A 16,412-nucleotide genomic window follows, 5' to 3' on the forward strand; every position below is an offset into this window, starting at 1 on the left:
AGGAGTGGTGGCGGGTACGGGTGAGGTGGTGGCGGCCTGGGTGCCGGGTGCGCGGGGGGCGGACGGGCTGCCGCGGCACGGTGTGGACCGGGGGACGTTCCGGGCGATCGCGGGGGCGCGCGGTGGGGCGGAGGCGGTCCGGCTGCTGCGGGCCGGGCAGTTGAGCAAGCGGGCGCTGCTGTTGCTGGCGTTGCGGCGGGCGGTTCCGGAGCACGAGGGCTACCGGGAGGCGTACGGCCGGGTGCGGGCGTTGCAGCGGGAGGATCGGGAGCGGTGGGAAGAGGCGTTGCTGCGGCCGGAGTTGGACGCCTGGGCGGCCGACTGCCTGCGCGGTGCGGCGGCGGGGGAGGACGTTCCGCTGGGCGAACTGGGCGAGTTCCTCCGTCCGGGCCCCGGGCCGGTCCTCACGCTGGAGTGCGACGGGCTGCGCTGGGCGCCGTCGGTGGACCACTGCGGGCCGCGCCGGGTGGACTACGGGCGGCCGCCGGCTGGTCCGCTCGACGGTGCCGAACTCGCGCTCTGGAAACGCGGGTTGGCTGAGGCGTGGGACATCCTGGTGCGTCGTCACCGCCGGTACGCCCAGGCGGTCGCGGCCTGCGTGACCACCGTCGTGCCGCTGCGGTCGGCTCCTGGCGGGGAGGCGGTCAGCGCTGCCGCGCGGCGGGCGTACGGCGCGGTGGCGGCCTCGCTTCCGGGCGATCCGGTGCTGCTGGCGCTGGCCCTGGTGCACGAGTTCCTGCACGTCCAACTCGGCGCGCTGCTGGACCTGGTGCCGCTGCACCGGCCCAACGGCCCGGCCGTCCACCACGCCCCCTGGCGGCCGGACCTGCGCCCGGCCGGGGCGCTGCTCCAGGGGGCGTACGCGCACCTGGGAGTGGCGGACTTCTGGCGGGCGGAGGCGGCGGCCGGAGGGAGGGGGGCCGAACGCGCGTACGGGGAGTTCGTCCGGTGGCGGGCGCACACCCTGAGTGCCGGGGAGACGCTCCTGGGCTGCGGTGAACTGACGGTGAGCGGAGTGGAGTTCACCGAGGAGCTGGTGCGGACCGTCCGGGGGCTGGGGGAGTAGGGCGGTTCGGCGGGCCGGGGGAACGAAGCAGGCGCGGCGGGTGTTTCGGCCGGATGGGGCGGTTGTCCGGGGGGTCCGCGGGGCACTCCCGGGGTGTGCCCGGCGGCCGGTCCACATTTTCGCCCCGGCGACACGCTTCGGCGTGCGCCACGGCGAAGTGCGCGACCGCTGAACGGGTGAATTCTGGGGGTGCATCGCGCCGTCGTACGACGTCGGCCGCCTGTGGGGCTCAACTCGGGTCCGCAAGGTGCCGCGCGGAGCCTTCGCGGGCACTACATTGGTCGCAACCGGGTGGGCTTACCCACCCTCGGCAGGTCCTAACCGCGCCTAAGGAAACGAACATGACTCCGGTAACCAGCACCAGGCCGGCCGGCAAGCTCACTGACCCTCAGGAGACGCCGGAACGCCCCTCGCTCGCCGATCTCGCCGCGCTCGGCGCGGAAGAGCTCGCCTCCCGGCTCCAGCGCGCGCTCCCCGGCGCGGACTCCGGCCTCGTGCCGGTCGCTGCCTTCAACTCCTCGATCTGACCGACCCGGAACGCCGAGCGGAACCAGACCGAGCCGAACCGAACAGTCCAGCTCCATGACGACGTCGAATCCGCTGCCGTTGACGCAGTTCGTGGTCAAGATGCACAGCAGGTGCGATCTGGCCTGCGACCACTGCTACGTCTACGAACACGCGGACAGCAGCTGGCGATCCCGGCCGAAGGTCATCGCGGACGGGATCATGGCCAAGGCCGCCGAGCGCATCGGCGAGCACGCGGCCGCCCACCGGCTGCCCGCCGTCCGGGTCGTCCTGCACGGGGGAGAACCCCTGCTCGCCGGCCCGGACCGGTTGCGCCGCGCCGCCGAGGTGCTCCGGGCGGCGCTCCCGCCCGGCTGCGCGCTCGACCTGCGCATCCACACCAACGGCGTGCTGCTGAGCCGCGACTTCTGCGCGCTGTTCGCGGAGCAGGACATCAAGGTCGGCATCTCGCTGGACGGCGACCGGGCCGCCAACGACCGCCACCGGCGCTTCGCCGACGGACGGAGCAGCCACCCCCAGGTGCTGCGGGCGGTCGCCCTGCTGAACGAGCCCGCGCACCGGCACCTGTTCGCCGGGCTGCTGTGCACCATGGACGTCGAGAACGACCCGGCGGCCGTGTACCGGGCGCTGGCCGAACTCCGCCCGCCCGCCGTGGACTTCCTGCTCCCGCACGCCACCTGGGACGAGCCGCCCAAGCGCCCCGCCGCGCTGGGCGCCACCCCCTACGCCGACTGGCTGCTGACCGTCCACCGACTGTGGGAGGCGGACGGCCGGCCCTTCTCGGTCCGGACCTTCGAGTCCGTGCACCGGACCCTGCGGGGGTTCTCCAGCCTCACCGAGTCGCTCGGCCTGGAGCCCTCCGACCTGGCCGTCCTGGAGACGGACGGGACCTTCGAGCAGGCCGACAGCCTGAAGACGGCGTACGACGGCGCACCCGCCACCGGGATGGACGTCTTCGCGCACAGCCTCGACGACCTCGCCCGCCACCCCGGCATCGCCGCCCGCCAGTCCGGCCTGGCCGGGCTCGCCGAGGCCTGCCGCGCCTGCTCCGTGGTCCGCTCCTGCGGTGGCGGGCTGTACGCCCACCGCTATCGGAGCGACGATGGGGGAGGCAGCTTCGACCATCCCTCCGTCTACTGCGGTGATCTCATGACGTTCATCAACGGCGTTGCGGGGAGCGGGAGTCCGGTCGGCGTTCCGGCGCAGGCGGTCGAGGCCGCGCCGCCCGGTGCCGAGCCGCTGCTGCCCGCCGCGCTCACCCCGTCGCAACTCGACGAACTCGCGCGCGGATACGGCGGTGCGGAGACCGTCGCCGCCCTCGGCCGCTCCCAACTCGCCCTCACCCGGGCGCTGCTGGCCGCCGCCTGGGACGCCTCCGGACAGGGGCGGGCCGAGGCGTGGGCCTTGCTGGCGGAACTCGACGCGGCGGCCCCCGCCGCCGTGGACACCGTGCTCGCCCACCCGTACGCCCGTGTCTGGGCGGCCCGCCGGCTCGCCGGGGACCTCGCCGTCGGACTCGGCCCGCTGGCCGCGCTCACCGCGGCGGCCGCGGTACGGGCCGGGCGGGGGGACGCGGTGGCCGTGCCCGTCCGCGGCGGACGGCTGCACCTGCCGACGCTCGGCCGGATCGCCGTACCCGACGGCGAGGCCGTGGTCACCGCACGGGCGGACGGCTTCGAGGTGCGCGCGTCCGACGGCTCGGTGCACACCGTGCCGGACGAACCGCTGCGGCGGATCCGGCTGGCCGACGGCTGGACCGTCGCCCTGGAGGACACCGACCCGCTGCGCGACTGCCACGACCACCCGGTGGCGGAGCGCCTCTCCGCGGGCGAACTGCTCGACTGGACGGGCGCGTTGCGCGAGGCCTGGGAGCTGCTCGGGCGCGACCTGCCCGGGTACGCCGAGGGCATCCGGGCCGGCCTGACGACCGTCACCCCGCTGCGGCCCGGCCCCACCGGCCGGGACGTCAGCTCGGCGGCCCGGCAGGCGTACGGCGCGGTCGGCATCGCCCGGCCGGCCACCGCGCCGACCCTCGCCCTGCTGCTCGCCCACGAGTTCCAGCACGTCAAGCTCGGCGCGGTGCTGGACCTGACCGACCTCTACGACCGCGCCGACCCCACGCTCTACTTCGCCCCCTGGCGGCCCGACCCCCGGCCGCTCGAAGGGCTGCTCCAGGGCACGTACGCCCACCTGGCCGTCACCGAGTACTGGGGCACCCGCACCCTCGCGTACGACGGACTGCCGGGCACGGCCGCCGACCGGGCGCGGGCGCAGTTCGCGCTCTGGCGGCGGTACACCGCCGAGGCCGTGGAGCGGCTGGCGTCGTCCGGATCCCTGACCGGGACCGGCCTGCGCTTCGCCGACGGCATGCGTGCCACCGTGGCACCCTGGCTCGCCCTGCCGCTGCCCGCCGCCGCCGAGCAGGCGGCGGACCGGGTACGGCGGGAACGGGCCGGGGTCTGACCTCCACCCGCCGCCCCGGGACCTCCCCCGCCCGGGGCCCTCAACCCCGGGGAGACGCCATCCTCACCGAATCCCGCGCCGGCGGCGCCGCCGTCCTCTCCGCCGTCGCCTCCCCCGTCCACCCGCTCGTCCGCGACCTCCTCGGCCTGGGGGTCCGCCCGGGCACGGTGCTGCACGTCCAGGCGTCCCTGCGAACCCTCGGACCGGTGCCCGGCGGGGCGGCCGGTGTGGTCGGGGCCCTGCTCGACGTCCTGGGCCCCGACGGCACCCTGGTCGCCTACACCGCCACGCCCGAGAACTCCGCCACGTCACGCATCCACCAGTCCGCCACCGCCGGGCTCTCCCCGGCGGAGCTGGCCGAGTACCAGGCCCGGATGCCCCGCTTCGACCCGGCCACCACCCCGGCCTCGCCCTCCATGGGGGCGCTGTCCGAGGCGGTCCGGTCGTGGCCGGGCGCGCTGCGCAGCCGACACCCGCAGACCTCCTGGGCGGCTGTCGGCCGGCTCGCCCGGGAGGTCACCGCCCACCACCCGCTGACCTCCCACCTCGGCCCGGAGTCGCCGCTCGGGCGGCTCTACGACCTGGACGCCCGGGTGCTGATGCTCGGCGTCCCGATGGGCCGCTTCACCGCCTTCCACCTGGCCGACCTGCGGATGCCCGACGTGGCCGTGCGCGAGTACCGCTGCGTCGGGACGGACGGCTGGACGACCTTCCGGGCCCCCGACCTGGACGACCTCCACTTCGACCGCCTCGGCGCCGAGGTCCTGCGCACCGCCCGCGGCATCACCACCGGCCGCATCGGCGCGGCGGAGTGCCGGCTCGTGCCGGTCCGGGAGGCCGTCGACCTCGCCGAGGGCATCCTGCGCCGCAGCCGCCCCTGAAACCCGCGCGTGGTTCCCGCCTTCCTTCCGACCCCACCGTTTCCCGCCCCCGTCCCCACCCCGCCGCCCCACCCCGCCCGCCGCTCCGGCTCCGCCGGAGCGGCGGGCGCTTCCGTGCGTGGAAAGTCGGCCAGGTCGACTTCCGGCGCACGAAGACCTCCTACCTGAAGTGGGCAGACGCCCCACGGCCGGTGCCCCAGGCCCCTGGGGCACCGGCCGAGAAGCCTTCCCTGCGGGGGAAGTCGGCCCAGCCGACTTCCCCCGTCACGGGTCGTCGCCACGGATTCCCAAGGCCCGGCTCTCTCACGCTTCCGAACCGCTCCCACCACTCGGCGAAGGGCATAGCGTGGCTCAGGGCGAGTTCGCGGTACCCCAACCAGTTCTCGGCAGTCGGCTCCTTGTCGGCGCCGAGGATGAAGAACTCCTCCCCGGCCGTGGCGTTCTTGGTGTAGCCCCAGCCGAGTTCGAACCGGAGGTAGGGGGTCAGCGGCCGCGACAGGATGTCAACGCGGTTGTTCGCGGGCGCTGTGCGGTCGGCAGGGGAAGAAATGCAGAGGAGTCGGCGGCCGGGCGGTGCTACGGTCGGGCGCCATGAGCTGGCTTCCCGATGACTTCGTCCATCCCGTTCTGGTGCCGCTGCTGGGCGGCGCCTATCACCTGCGGCCGGTCCGGGAGGCGGACGCTCCGTTGGACTACCCGGCGGTGATGGGTTCGCGCGAGCGGCTGTTCAGCATCTTCGGGCCGGCTTGGGGGTGGCCCGCCGCCACCATGACCTACGAGGCCAACCAGGCGGACCTGCTGCGGCACGCGAAGGAGATCGCCGCACACCAGTCCTTCAACTACGCGCTGTTCGACGCGGCGGAGACGGCCGTGCTCGGCTGCGTCTACATCGACCCGCCCGAGAGGGCCGGCGCGGACGGCGAGATCTCCTGGTGGGTGGTGGACCGGCTGGTCGGCGGCGAGGTCGAGCAGGCGTTTGACGCACTGGTGCCGCAGTGGATCGCCGCCGACTGGCCGTTCGAGCAGCCGCGCTTCCTCGGCCGCGAGATGTCCTGGGCAGATTGGCTGGCCCTGCCCAAGCACCCCGACGCGTGAGCCGATCCCCGTCCCCCGGGCTATGGCACGGGGGACGGGGATCAGACGGCGAAGTGGTCGAACTCGCCGGCCTTGGCGCCGCGGATCCAGGCGTGGAGTTTGGTGCGGGTGGCGGTGACGATGTGGGTGGGGTCGTCGGACTCGCGGATGCATACCAACTCGCCGGCGGAAGCGATCTCGACACAGTTGGCCTGGTCGCTGCTGAAACTGGACTTCTGCCAGTTGAGCTGCCCCATGCTTGCCTACCTTTGACGAGTGAGCTGACTGGGCCCGGTGCTGCGGGATCAGGCTTCGACGAGGTGGTCGAATTCGCCGGCCTTGGCGCCGCGGATCCAGGCGTGGAGTTTGGTGCGGGTGGTGGTGACGATGTGGGCGGGGTCGTCCGACTCGCGGATATAGATGCGGTCGCCGTCGGAGGCGATCTCTACGCAGTTGGCTTGGTCGCCGCTGAAGCTCGACTTCTGCCAGATGAGCTGCCTCATGGTCACCTTCCTAGGACCTTGTAACGGATGTGCTGGATCAAGCCCATCGAGTCACGATAGGTGGCGGACGGTGCCGGAGCGGAAACTGACAGGGGAGGGAGAGCCAGACCCCTGACCCGGTCGAACTTCTGGTCAAACGCTGCCACGGACTCAGGATCTCCTACGAAGGTGGAGCCATGGGGATGTTCGAGAAGAACCGTGTGCAACCGAGCGTGTGATCCCCGGGCGAGCATGAACGGGGTGTCGGTCGACGTGTAGGTAGTGCAGTCGAACGGGAGGATCTGGATCGTCACGTGGGGCAGCTGGCTCATCTCGATCAGATGCGTCAGCTGGTCGCGCATGACAGTAGGGCCTCCGTACATCATGTGCAGGGCGGCTTCATGGATCACTGCCCGGAGCGGAGGCGCGTTCTCACCTGTCAGGAGCCCTTGGCGCTGTCGACGGAACTCGACCTTCCTGTCGTTGTACCCATGGATGACCTCGCTGTAGGCCTTGGTCTGCAAGAGGCCGGGGATCAGGAGTGTCTCGTAGGTGTCGAGGCCCGTGGCGTTGGCCTCCACCTCGGCCAGATCGAGGGCTGGAGGGATCACGTCGTGCTTGAACTCGGTCCACCAGCCCTTGCCCGAACTCTCGCTCATGGCGATGAGGCCGGCGCGGTACTCGGGATCGGTGACGTTGCAGATGTCGAGCCAAGCACCCAGCCGCTCAAGGTTGAGCCCAAGCCTGCCAGCCTCGGTGTGGCTGATGTTCGGCCCTTTCACACCAAGGGCTTGGCCGATCTCTAGAGCTGAGAGTCCTGCGGCGTCTCGCACACGACGAAGTTCCTCGCCAAGGCGGCGCTGTCGTTCGCTGATCCCAGTCCTGAACCCCATGAGGTGCCCCTTCGCGCGATCGGTGCCTACGCAAAGTGTAGATGCATGAGCGGAGCGTGTTGCAGAGTTGAGGCGTATCCCCCTACAGTTAAATAACGCAGCCGACCGGATGGGTCGTCAGCAGTGCCTGTCTGTACGGCATTCCTCTGCACCGCTGGGAGATTCCCCATGTGTGACCCCCACCTCAACTCCCCCTCCCTCACCGTGTCCCGTGAGGTGTTGCGTGACGCGATGTCGCGCGCCGGGTACCCCGACTCCTCCATCGGGGACGCCGAACTCGCCATGATGGAGCTGGTCGTCAACGCCTGGCGGCACGGGGCGACGCTCTCGCCCGTCGTCACGGTCGTCTACTCCGGCAACACCCTCCGCGTCTCCGTCGCGGACCGCAGCTCAGAACTGCCGAGGTGTCAGAAGTTCGACTTCCAGGCCGAGTCCGGCCGTGGCCTTCAGCTGGTGGAGGGGCTCACCCACCGCTGGGGCGCCGAACCGCAGAAGCTCGGCAAGCGGGTCTGGTGCGAGCTGGACGGCCACGTCGCGTGAACGCCCTCCACCCCATCCATCCCGCCGACCCGGCCATCCACCACCTCACCAGCCGCGAACTCGCCGGCCTCATCGTGGAACTGCGCGCGGAGAGCCGCGAGTTCGGCCTCCTGTGGCCGTCCGCCAGGCCGGGCGAGACCGTGATGAACGGCCGGGTCCTGGTCTCCCTCGGCAATGTCCCGGCGAGCACGGTGATCAACCTGCTCGCGCTCCTGCGCGAGTTCAAGCGCCACCGCTGACCGGCGCACGCGGGCCCCGTTCGCCGAACGGGGCCCGCGCCCGTGTGCTCAGTCCCTGGAGCCGGCGGTGAGGAGGTCGAGCCGCGCGAGCAGGGCATCCGCGAGCGGGGCATCCGCGAGCGGGGAGCTCGCGTCGGCGGTCGGCCAGCGGCCCCGGGCCGTGATGGACGTGTCGAGTACGAGGTCTGCGACGGCGTTCGGGGCCAACTCCGCGCGCAGGAAGTCGGCCCGGCCGACTTCCTGCGCAGGGTCCCGGCGGGCAGGGCTCAGGTTTCCCGCCCGGGAGCGCGGGTGAGTCGGTGCAGGCCCAGGGCGATGGCGACGGCGAGGGCGGCGCAGACCGCCACGGCGAGGAAGCCGTGGCCGACGCCGGTGGTCAGCGCGTCGGGGGTGGCCGCGCCGTAGCCGTCCAGGGAGGCGGCCAGGACGGTGCCGATCACCGCGATGCCGAGGGCGGCGCCGCTCTCGTTGAAGGTGTTCAGCAGCCCGGAGCCGACGCCGGACTCCTCGGGGCGGACGTGGGCGGTGCCGATCCCGTACAGGGGGACGAAGCAGGTGGGCAGGCCGGCCCCGATGACGGCCAGCGCGACGACGGCGACGGCCGTGGTGGACGGCCCGGTGGCCAGGACGGCGGCACCGGCGATCTGGGTGAGCGCGCCGACCAGGTAGGTCAGGCCCGGGCCGACGGCGCCGATGAGCCGGGGCACGACGGAGGCGAAGAACAGCGCGGCCAGGCCCATCGGCAGCATGGCGAGGCCGGTGGCGAAGGCGCTCATGCCGTGGGCGCCCTGGAAGTAGTTGCTGGCCAGGTAGGAGCTGCCCATCATCACGATCGCGGCGAGCAGCAGCCCGAGGCTGCTGAGCCAGTACGTCGGGACGCGCAGGAGGTGCAGCGGGAGCAGCGGGTCGGACGTGCCCAGCTCGGCCCGGGCGACGCCGGTGAGCAGGGCCGCGGACAGGCCGAGGCCGGCCCACGCGGGGGCGGAGGTCAGGCCGTCCTGCAGCCGGATCAGGCCGAAGGACAGGCAGGCCAGGCCGGCCGTGGCGAGCAGGGCGGTGGGCAGCCGCAGCGGGCGCCGGCCCTCGGAGCGCCGGGCCGGCAGGCTGCGCAGAGCGGTGAGCGCGGAGGCGAGGCTGATCGGGATGTTGATCAGGAAGGCCCAGCGCCAGCTGACGGCGGAGACGACCAGCCCTCCGAGGACGGCGCCGAGGATGGCGCCGATCACGCCGAGGCCGCTCCAGGTGGCGAGGGCGGCCTTCCGCTGCTCCTCGTTCCGGTACACCGTCACCACGATCGACAGGGCGGCGGCGGAGAGCACCGCGGCTCCCAGGCCCTGGAGCGCGCGGCCGGCGATCAGCCGGCCCTGGTCGCCGGCGAGGCCGCACAGGACGGAGGCGGCGGCGAAGGTGGCCAGGCCGCCCAGGAAGGCCCGGCGCCGCCCGACGACGTCGGCGACCCGGCCGCCGAGGAGCAGCAGGCTGCCGTACACCAGGACGTAGGCACTGACCGTCCACTGGAGGGCGGTCCGGTCGGCGGGGAGCGCGGAGCCGATCGAGGGCAGCGCCACGTTCACGACCGTGGAGTCCAGCATGACCATCAGCTGGGCCACGCCGACGGCGGCCATCGGCAGCCAGGAGGTCCTGGCGGGTTCCGGTTCGCGGTCCGGCGGCCTCCGTCCGGGGCCTCGGGTGCGGTCGTTCTGCGGTTCGGCGGCCATGAGTGAGGTCGCGTCAGTCATCGGTGCTCCTTTCCGAGGCGACAAGATACATGCGCATGAATCGACATGCCAGGGGGTCGGATCTAGACTCGGAGCGTGGCGAACACTCCCCTGACCGATCGGTGGCTGTCCCTGGTGCGCGTCTGCGCGCAGCTGAACCAGCGGATCGAGCACGCGTTGTCCGACGAGTTCGGTCTCTGCGTGAGCGCGTACGAGATCATGGAGGTGCTCTGGGCGGAGCGGGAGTGGGTCCGCCCCGGAGAGGTCGCCTCCCGCACCTCGCGCAGCCAGCCGCAGGTCTCCCGGCTGGTGACGCAGCTGGTGGAGGCGGGGTACGTGGACCGCAGGCCCTCGCCCGGCGACGGCCGGGGCCACCAGATCCAGCTCACCGACGCGGGGCGGGAGGTCTTCCGGCGGGCGGCCGCCGTCGTCGACGGGCGGCTGCGGCGGATCGCGGACGAGAGCGCCAACGCGCGGGTGTGGCTGGCCTGAGGGCAGCCGGCCGGGCGAAACGGCGTCCCGCCCCGCCCGGGCGAAACGGCGTCCCGCCCCGCCCGGGCGAGACCGTGTCCCGCCCCAGCCCGGCGGGGCCGGCCGGGTCAGGCCACGAAGTGGTCGAACTCGCCGGCCTTGGCGCCCCGCACCCAGGCGTTGAACTTGACGCGCGTGGTGGTGACGATGTTGGTGGGGTCGTCGGACACCCGGATGTAGACGTGATCGCCCTCGGAGGCGATCTCGATCCAGTCGTCCTTGTCGCTGCTGGTGCTGGACCTCTGCCAGTCGAGGTGGTCCACAGGTGCCCTCCTGGTGGTGCGCGGCGGCCGGAACGAGGGTACTGCTCCCAGTGCACGGGTCGCGGCATCGTTTCGGTCATGTCAATTCGTGCGAGACGTTGTGCTATTCCATTGGGGTGTCAGTCGTTCCTACACTGAAGCCCCGCCGCACGGGGGCTGCGGGAGGCAGGTTGCCGACGGGCCCGGGGGAGGCGCGTGTGACTGACCGGGGCTGGGACGAGGACGACGCCCGGCCGTACTTCTTCCTCTCCTACGCGCACACCCCGAAGGCCGGTGCGCGGGGCGCGGGCGACCCGAACCACTGGGTCAGGCAGTTGTACCGGGACCTCTGCGAGGCGGTGCTCCAGCTCACCACCGTCCCGGACGGGGTCGCGGTCGGCTTCATGGACGAGTCCATGCACCAGGGCGAGCTGTGGGCCGACCGACTCTCCGAGGAACTGGCGACGTGCCGGGTCTTCGTGCCGCTCTACTCCCCGAGGTACTTCAACAGCGTTCCGTGCGGCCAGGAATGGCACGCCTTCACCCGCCGGCCGGTCTACCCGGCGAACCTCGACTCCGAGCGCACCAGCGGCATCGTCCCGGTGCTGTGGGCGCCGATGAGCCGCTACCGGCTGCCCGACGTGGCCAGCGAACTCCAGTTCAACCACGCGAGCTTCGGTCCCGAGTACGCCACCGAGGGCCTGTACGCGCTGATGAAGCTCAGCTACTTCCGCTCCTCCTACGAGTTGGCCGTGCACCGGCTGGCGGCCCGGATCGTGCAGGTCGCCGAGGAGACGGTGATCCCGGTCGGGCGGCGGCTGGAGTTCAACACGCTCCCGAGCGCGTTCAACGTCACCGCCCCGACCAAGCAGTTGCGGATCTCCGTACTCGCCTACCACCAGCACGAACTGCCCGCCGACCGCAGCCCCGACTACTACGGCGAGCGGCGCACCGACTGGCACCCGTACCAGCCGGTCGGTTCGCCGATCGCGCAGCACGCTGTCCGGCTGGCACGGCAGTTGGGGTTCCAGCCGACCGTGCACGAGTTCGACGACGAGGTCGAGTCGATCATCGGCGGCAACGCCGAGGCGCCCGGCCTGCTGCTGCTCGACCGCTGGGCGCTGCGCGACCCGCGCCGGCGCGAGCTGGTCCGGCGCTTCGACCGTTCGGACGCCACCTGGGTGAGCATCCTGGAGCCGTTCAACAGGGACGACCCGGAGTGCGCCGAATGCGCGGACGAGCTGGGCGAGCTGAGCGACGAGGCGCTGCGGATCAGCCGGCGGGCCAGCCGGCCGAGCTTCCTCGGCGCGACCGGCCCGACCGGGCTGCACACCCTGGAGGACTTCGACGACGCCCTGCCCCGGGCGGCGATGAAGGCCAAGTACGCGTTCGAGGGCCGCACCAGGGCCGAACCGGAGGAACCGCCGTCGCCCCGGCCGAGCCTGCGGGAGGCGTTCCGCCGCGGGGGAGGCGGGTACGGACCGGACGGAGCCCCGGTGGACCCCTTCGAGGAGGACGAGGAGCGCGGCGACGGCGGCGGCCCCCACCGGGAGCAGGACCGGCCCCGAGCGCAGGATCCGTACCGGGAGCAGGGGCCGCCCCGGGGCCAGAGCCCGCCCCGCGAGCACGACCCGCACCGAGAGCAGAGCCCGCACCGAGCGCAGGACCCGTACCGCGAGCACGACCCGCACCGCGACGACGGCGATGAACCCGATGACGGGATGGCGCCCTTGGGAGGACGAGGACCGCGATGACTGACAACCGCACCAGGAACCTCCGACTCGGCGGGCTCACCTCCGCCGACCTGGCCGCCCAGCGGGAGGCCGAGCGGCAGGCGGCGGAACAGCACCGCAACGGCCGGATCATCACCTTCTACTCGTACAAGGGCGGCACCGGCCGCACCATGGCGCTGGCCAACACCGCCTGGATCCTGGCCGCCAACGGCTTCCGGGTGCTCACCGTGGACTGGGACCTGGAGGCGCCCGGCCTCGCCAAGTTCTTCCACCCGTTCCTCGACCCGGCGTCGCTGGCCGGCACCACCGGCATGATGGACCTGATCGCCGAGTACCGCGAGGAGGCGCTGCGCCCGGTCGAGCACGCCGAGGGCTGGCACCTGGACTTCGCCCGGGTGCACCCGCACGCGCTCTCGCTCACCTGGCCGTACTTCCCGGCCGGCGGCAGCCTGGACTTCCTCTCCGCGGGCCAGTTCAACCGCGACTACTCCGAGGCCGTCACCCACCTCGACTGGGACATCTTCTACGACCGCTTCGACGGCGGGCAGTTCTTCGACGCCCTCAAGGCCGACATGGCCAAGCGCTACGACTACGTGCTGATCGACTCCCGCACCGGCCTGTCCGACATCGCCGAGATCTGCACCGTCCAGATGCCCGACGACCTGGTGGTCTGCTTCACCCTCAGCGACCAGTCCATCGACGGCGCCTCCCGGATCGCCCAGCACATCCACGACCGCTACCGCGAGCGCGGCATCCGCATCCTGCCCGTCCCGATGCGCATCGACGAGGGCGAGAAGGAGAAGGCGGACGCCGGCCGCGCCCTCGCCAGGGTCCGCTTCGACGGGCTGCCGGCCGGCCTGAACGGCGAGGAACTCGCCCAGTACTGGGGCTCGGTGGAGATCCCGTACCGGCCGTTCTACGCCTACGAGGAGATCCTCGCCACCTTCGGCGACCAGACCGGCACGCCCACCTCGATGCTGGCCGCCTGCGAGCGGCTCACCTCCGTGATCACCGAGGGCCGGGCGGCCGGCCTGCCGGCGATGGACGAGGAGGTGCGGCTGCGCTACGTGGACGCGTTCACCCGCCGCCGCCCGTCCGTGCCCGCCGACCTCTACCTCTCCTACGTCCCCGAGGACCGGATGTGGGCGGACTGGATCGAGTCCGTCCTGACCAGGGCCGGCTTCCGGGTGCTGCCGCGCGACCTCAGCGCCGGCACCGACCCGCGCGAGGAGACCGAGCGCGGCATCGACTCCGCGTACCGGACGGTCGCCGTGCTCTCGCCCGCCTACCAGCGCTCCCCGCAGGCCCGGGCGCTGTGGGAGTCGGTGGTCAGCTCCGACCCCTCCGGCACCCGGCGCCAGCTGCTGCCGGTCCGGGTCGGCGACGTGCGGCTCACCGCGCCGTTCAGCAACCGCAACCCGGTCGACCTGGTCGGCCGCGACGAGACCCAGTCGATCCAGAGCCTGCTGCGCGCGCTCGGCCGCGGCGACGCGCCGCTCGACGACGCGCCCAGCGGCGGCCCGCGGTTCCCCGGCAGCAAGCCCTCGGTGTGGGACGTCCCGCCGCGCAACCCCTCCTTCACCGGCCGCGCCGCCGTCCTGGAGCAGCTGCGCAACCAGCTGCGCGGCGGCATGGCGGCCGTGCTGCCCACCCCGCAGACCCTGTACGGGCTCGGCGGCGTCGGCAAGACCCAGGTGGCGCTGGAGTACGCCCACCGCTTCATGTCCGACTACGACCTGGTCTGGTGGATCGACGCCGAGCAGACCGAGCTGGTCGCCCCGGCGCTCGCCGAACTCGCCCGCCGGCTGGGCCTGCGGGTCGGCGACTCGGTGACCGAGGCCGCCGAGGCGGCGCGCGAGGCGCTGCGGCGCGGCGTGCCCACCTCGCGCTGGCTGCTGATCTTCGACAACGCCGACGAGCCCGCCGAGATCCGCCGGTTCTTCCCCGGCGGCTCCGGCCACATCCTGGTCACCTCCCGCAACCAGGCCTGGACCGGGCACGCCGAGGCGCTGGAGGTCGACGTCTTCACCCGCGGCGAGAGCGTCGAGCACCTGTGCCGGCGCGCCCGCAGCCTCTCCCGCCCGGACGCCGACCGGGTCGCCGAAGCCGTCGGCGACCTGCCGCTGGCCGTCGAGGTGGCCGCCGCCTGGCTGGACACCACCGGCACCCCGGTGGAGACCTACGTCTCCCAGCTGCACGCGGAGGCCGCCCGCGCGCTGGCCGTCGGCCGCCCGGCCGACTACCCGACCCCGGTCGCCGCGACCTGGAACGTGTCGATCGGACGGCTGCGCCAGCAGTCCCCGGCGGCCGTCCGGCTGCTCCAGCTGTGCGCGTTCTTCGCGCCCGAGCCGATCTCGATGAACCTCTTCTACAGCGACCAGATGATCCGGGCGCTGGTGAGGTTCGACGCCGACCTCAGCGACAAGTTCATGCTGGGCAAGGTGATCCAGGCGATCGGCCGGTACGCGCTGGCGAAGGTCGACGCCGGCAGCAACAGCTTCCAGGTGCACCGGCTGGTCCAGGCGGTGATCCGGGCCGGGATGACCGACGAGGAGCAGGAGATCGCCGTCCACGAGGTGCACCGCATCCTCACCGGCGCCCGGCCCGTCCTCGGCGACACCGACGACCCGGCCAACTGGCCCGCCTTCGACGAGATCTGGCCGCACCTGTCGCCGTCCAAGGCGCACAACTGCGACGAGGCGGACACCCGCCAGCTGCTCATCGACCGGGTCCGTTACCTGTGGAAGCGCGGCGAACTCGACCGCGCCCGCGACCTCGGCCACGCCCTGGACGTGGAGTGGACCGGCAAGCTCGGCGAGGACGACCGGCAGACCCTGCTGTTGCGGTTCCAGCTCGCCAACGTGCTGCGCTCCCAGGGCAACTACGGCGAGGCGCTGGCCCTGGACGAGGACACCCTGGAGCGCCAGCGGGCGCTGCTCGGCGAGCACCACCCGTACACCCTGATGACGGCCGGCTCGCTCGGCGCCGACCGCCGGGCGCTCGGCCGGTTCCAGGCCGCCCTCGACCTCGACCGCGAAATCCTCGACCAGTTCCGCGAGTTGTTCGGTGACGACAACCCGCGCACGCTCTCCATGGCGAACAACCTGGCGATCGACTACCGGCTGGTCGGCGACAGCGAGGCGGCCCGCGAACTCGACCAGGAGACCCTCGACCGGCGCACCGCCGTACTCGGCCCCAAGCACCCCTACACCCTGTCCACCAAGTCCAACCTGGCCCGCGACCTGCGCGAACTCGGCGACTACCGCGGCTCGGTGGACCTCCTCCAGGAGGTCACCTCCGACCTCGGCGACGTGCTCGACCCGGACCTGCCGGAGAACCTGCGCAACGCCAAGTCGCTGGCCGTCTCGCTGCGCCGGATCGGCCAGCTCGCCGAGGCCCGCCGGATCACCAAGGAGACCTACGAGCGCTACCTGGAGCGCTACGGCGCCGACGCCCCCGACGCGCTCGCCTGCGCGCTCAACCTGGCCGCCGACCACAGCGCCTCCGGCGACAAGGAGGCCGCCCGGGACCTCTGCTCCACCGTCTTCGAGGGCCACCGGCGGCTGTTCGGCGACGAGCACCCGTTCACCCTGGCCTGCGCCAACAACCTCGGCATCTACCTGCGGGGCAGCGGCGACGTCCAGGGCGCCATCGAGCGCGGCCGGCTCACCGTCGAGGGGCTGACCCGCTCGGTCGGGCCGGAGCACCCGTACACCCTCAACGCGATGATCAACCTGGCCAACGCCTACGGCGACGACGGGCAGACCGACCGCGCCGAGCGGCTCGGCCGGGCCGCGTACCAGGGGCTGTGCGACCGCTACAGCGCCCAGCACCCGGACGCGGTGGCCTGCGAGGCCAACCTGGCGATCACCCTGCGGGCGGCCGGCCGGCACACCCAGGCCGCCGAGCTGCGGGCGCGGGCGATCTCCGAGCTGATCCGGCAGTTCGGCGAGGAGCACCCCAACACGGTCTCGGCGCGCGGCTGGAAGCGGATCAACCGCGACCTGGAGCCGCAGCCGGTCTGA

At 72.7% G+C, this 16,412-nt stretch carries 16 protein-coding genes and 1 pseudogene; 10 read left to right on the plus strand and 7 right to left on the minus strand.

The window, feature by feature from the left end; all coding sequences use genetic code 11:
• The first annotated feature begins 7 nt into the window (after nt 1-7).
• The 4 genes from ACZ5GH_RS20670 (at nt 8) to ACZ5GH_RS20685 (ending at nt 4,935) form a co-directional block, all read left to right on the plus strand.
• Nucleotides 8-1,066: an aKG-HExxH-type peptide beta-hydroxylase gene (locus ACZ5GH_RS20670; protein ID WP_464334971.1), complete on the plus strand. Its 1,059-nt coding sequence runs from the start codon at nt 8-10 to the stop codon at nt 1,064-1,066.
• Nucleotides 1,067-1,407: 341 nt separating this feature from the next.
• On the plus strand, nt 1,408-1,593 hold the full coding sequence (locus tag ACZ5GH_RS20675) for a hypothetical protein (RefSeq protein WP_049660424.1): 186 nt from the start codon (nt 1,408-1,410) through the stop codon (nt 1,591-1,593).
• 55 nt (nt 1,594-1,648) lie between these two features.
• Entirely contained in the window at nt 1,649-4,054 is a 2,406-nt protein-coding gene (locus tag ACZ5GH_RS20680) for an FxsB family cyclophane-forming radical SAM/SPASM peptide maturase (RefSeq protein WP_387759935.1), read from the plus strand.
• Nucleotides 4,055-4,200: 146 nt separating this feature from the next.
• Entirely contained in the window at nt 4,201-4,935 is a 735-nt protein-coding gene (locus ACZ5GH_RS20685; RefSeq protein ID WP_387760042.1) for an AAC(3) family N-acetyltransferase, read from the plus strand.
• A gap of 307 nt (nt 4,936-5,242) precedes the next feature.
• Here ACZ5GH_RS20685 and ACZ5GH_RS20690 read toward each other — a convergent pair.
• Nucleotides 5,243-5,446: pseudogene (locus ACZ5GH_RS20690) on the minus strand (DUF6879 family protein); the annotation flags it as partial.
• A gap of 80 nt (nt 5,447-5,526) precedes the next feature.
• Between ACZ5GH_RS20690 and ACZ5GH_RS20695 the strand changes: the two are divergent.
• The gene (locus ACZ5GH_RS20695) at nt 5,527-6,030 is read left to right on the plus strand and encodes a GNAT family N-acetyltransferase (RefSeq protein WP_464334972.1); all 504 of its coding nucleotides are present in this window, start codon (nt 5,527-5,529) and stop codon (nt 6,028-6,030) included.
• Between the two features lie 41 nt (nt 6,031-6,071).
• Here the strand turns inward: ACZ5GH_RS20695 and ACZ5GH_RS20700 are convergent, their stop codons facing one another.
• From ACZ5GH_RS20700 to ACZ5GH_RS20710, 3 genes are read right to left on the minus strand one after another with little or no spacing between them, the layout of a single operon-like run.
• On the minus strand, nt 6,072-6,266 hold the full coding sequence (locus tag ACZ5GH_RS20700) for a DUF397 domain-containing protein (RefSeq protein WP_464334973.1): 195 nt from the start codon (nt 6,264-6,266) through the stop codon (nt 6,072-6,074).
• Nucleotides 6,267-6,314: 48 nt separating this feature from the next.
• Entirely contained in the window at nt 6,315-6,512 is a 198-nt protein-coding gene (locus ACZ5GH_RS20705; protein ID WP_464334974.1) for a DUF397 domain-containing protein, read from the minus strand.
• Nucleotides 6,513-6,514: 2 nt separating this feature from the next.
• A complete protein-coding gene (locus ACZ5GH_RS20710) occupies nt 6,515-7,384 on the minus strand; it encodes a helix-turn-helix domain-containing protein (protein ID WP_387759941.1) in 870 nt (289 codons plus the stop codon).
• A gap of 168 nt (nt 7,385-7,552) precedes the next feature.
• Between ACZ5GH_RS20710 and ACZ5GH_RS20715 the strand changes: the two genes are divergently transcribed.
• Complete coding sequence (locus ACZ5GH_RS20715) at nt 7,553-7,924, plus strand: ATP-binding protein (RefSeq protein ID WP_464334975.1); 372 nt, start codon at nt 7,553-7,555, stop codon at nt 7,922-7,924.
• Entirely contained in the window at nt 7,921-8,163 is a 243-nt protein-coding gene (locus ACZ5GH_RS20720; protein WP_387759944.1) for a hypothetical protein, read from the plus strand. The genes ACZ5GH_RS20715 and ACZ5GH_RS20720 overlap by 4 nt, the downstream gene beginning before the upstream one ends.
• A 48-nt stretch (nt 8,164-8,211) precedes the next feature.
• On the opposite strand, the gene ACZ5GH_RS20725 is transcribed toward ACZ5GH_RS20720, so the two are convergent.
• On the minus strand, nt 8,212-8,370 hold the full coding sequence (locus tag ACZ5GH_RS20725; RefSeq protein WP_464334976.1) for a hypothetical protein: 159 nt from the start codon (nt 8,368-8,370) through the stop codon (nt 8,212-8,214).
• 59 nt (nt 8,371-8,429) lie between these two features.
• Nucleotides 8,430-9,902 (minus strand): MFS transporter, encoded by a 1,473-nt coding sequence (locus ACZ5GH_RS20730; protein ID WP_464334977.1) that lies wholly within the window; start codon nt 9,900-9,902, stop codon nt 8,430-8,432.
• Between the two features lie 75 nt (nt 9,903-9,977).
• Here ACZ5GH_RS20730 and ACZ5GH_RS20735 point away from each other — a divergent pair, with 75 nt between their 5' ends.
• Entirely contained in the window at nt 9,978-10,373 is a 396-nt protein-coding gene (locus ACZ5GH_RS20735) for a MarR family winged helix-turn-helix transcriptional regulator (protein WP_387759948.1), read from the plus strand.
• A 107-nt stretch (nt 10,374-10,480) separates the two neighbouring features.
• On the opposite strand, the gene ACZ5GH_RS20740 is transcribed toward ACZ5GH_RS20735, so the two are convergent.
• Nucleotides 10,481-10,675, minus strand: a complete 195-nt coding sequence (locus ACZ5GH_RS20740; protein ID WP_387759949.1) for a DUF397 domain-containing protein — start codon at nt 10,673-10,675, stop codon at nt 10,481-10,483.
• A 197-nt stretch (nt 10,676-10,872) separates the two neighbouring features.
• On the opposite strand from ACZ5GH_RS20740, the gene ACZ5GH_RS20745 reads away from it, so the two are divergent.
• Nucleotides 10,873-12,408, plus strand: a complete 1,536-nt coding sequence (locus ACZ5GH_RS20745; RefSeq protein WP_387759951.1) for a TIR-like protein FxsC — start codon at nt 10,873-10,875, stop codon at nt 12,406-12,408.
• Nucleotides 12,405-16,412, plus strand: coding sequence for an FxSxx-COOH system tetratricopeptide repeat protein (gene fxsT / locus ACZ5GH_RS20750; RefSeq protein ID WP_387759953.1), 4,008 nt, complete (start codon nt 12,405-12,407; stop codon nt 16,410-16,412). Before ACZ5GH_RS20745 ends, fxsT begins: the two co-directional genes overlap by 4 nt.

Source organism: Kitasatospora sp. Xyl93, assembly GCF_055383135.1.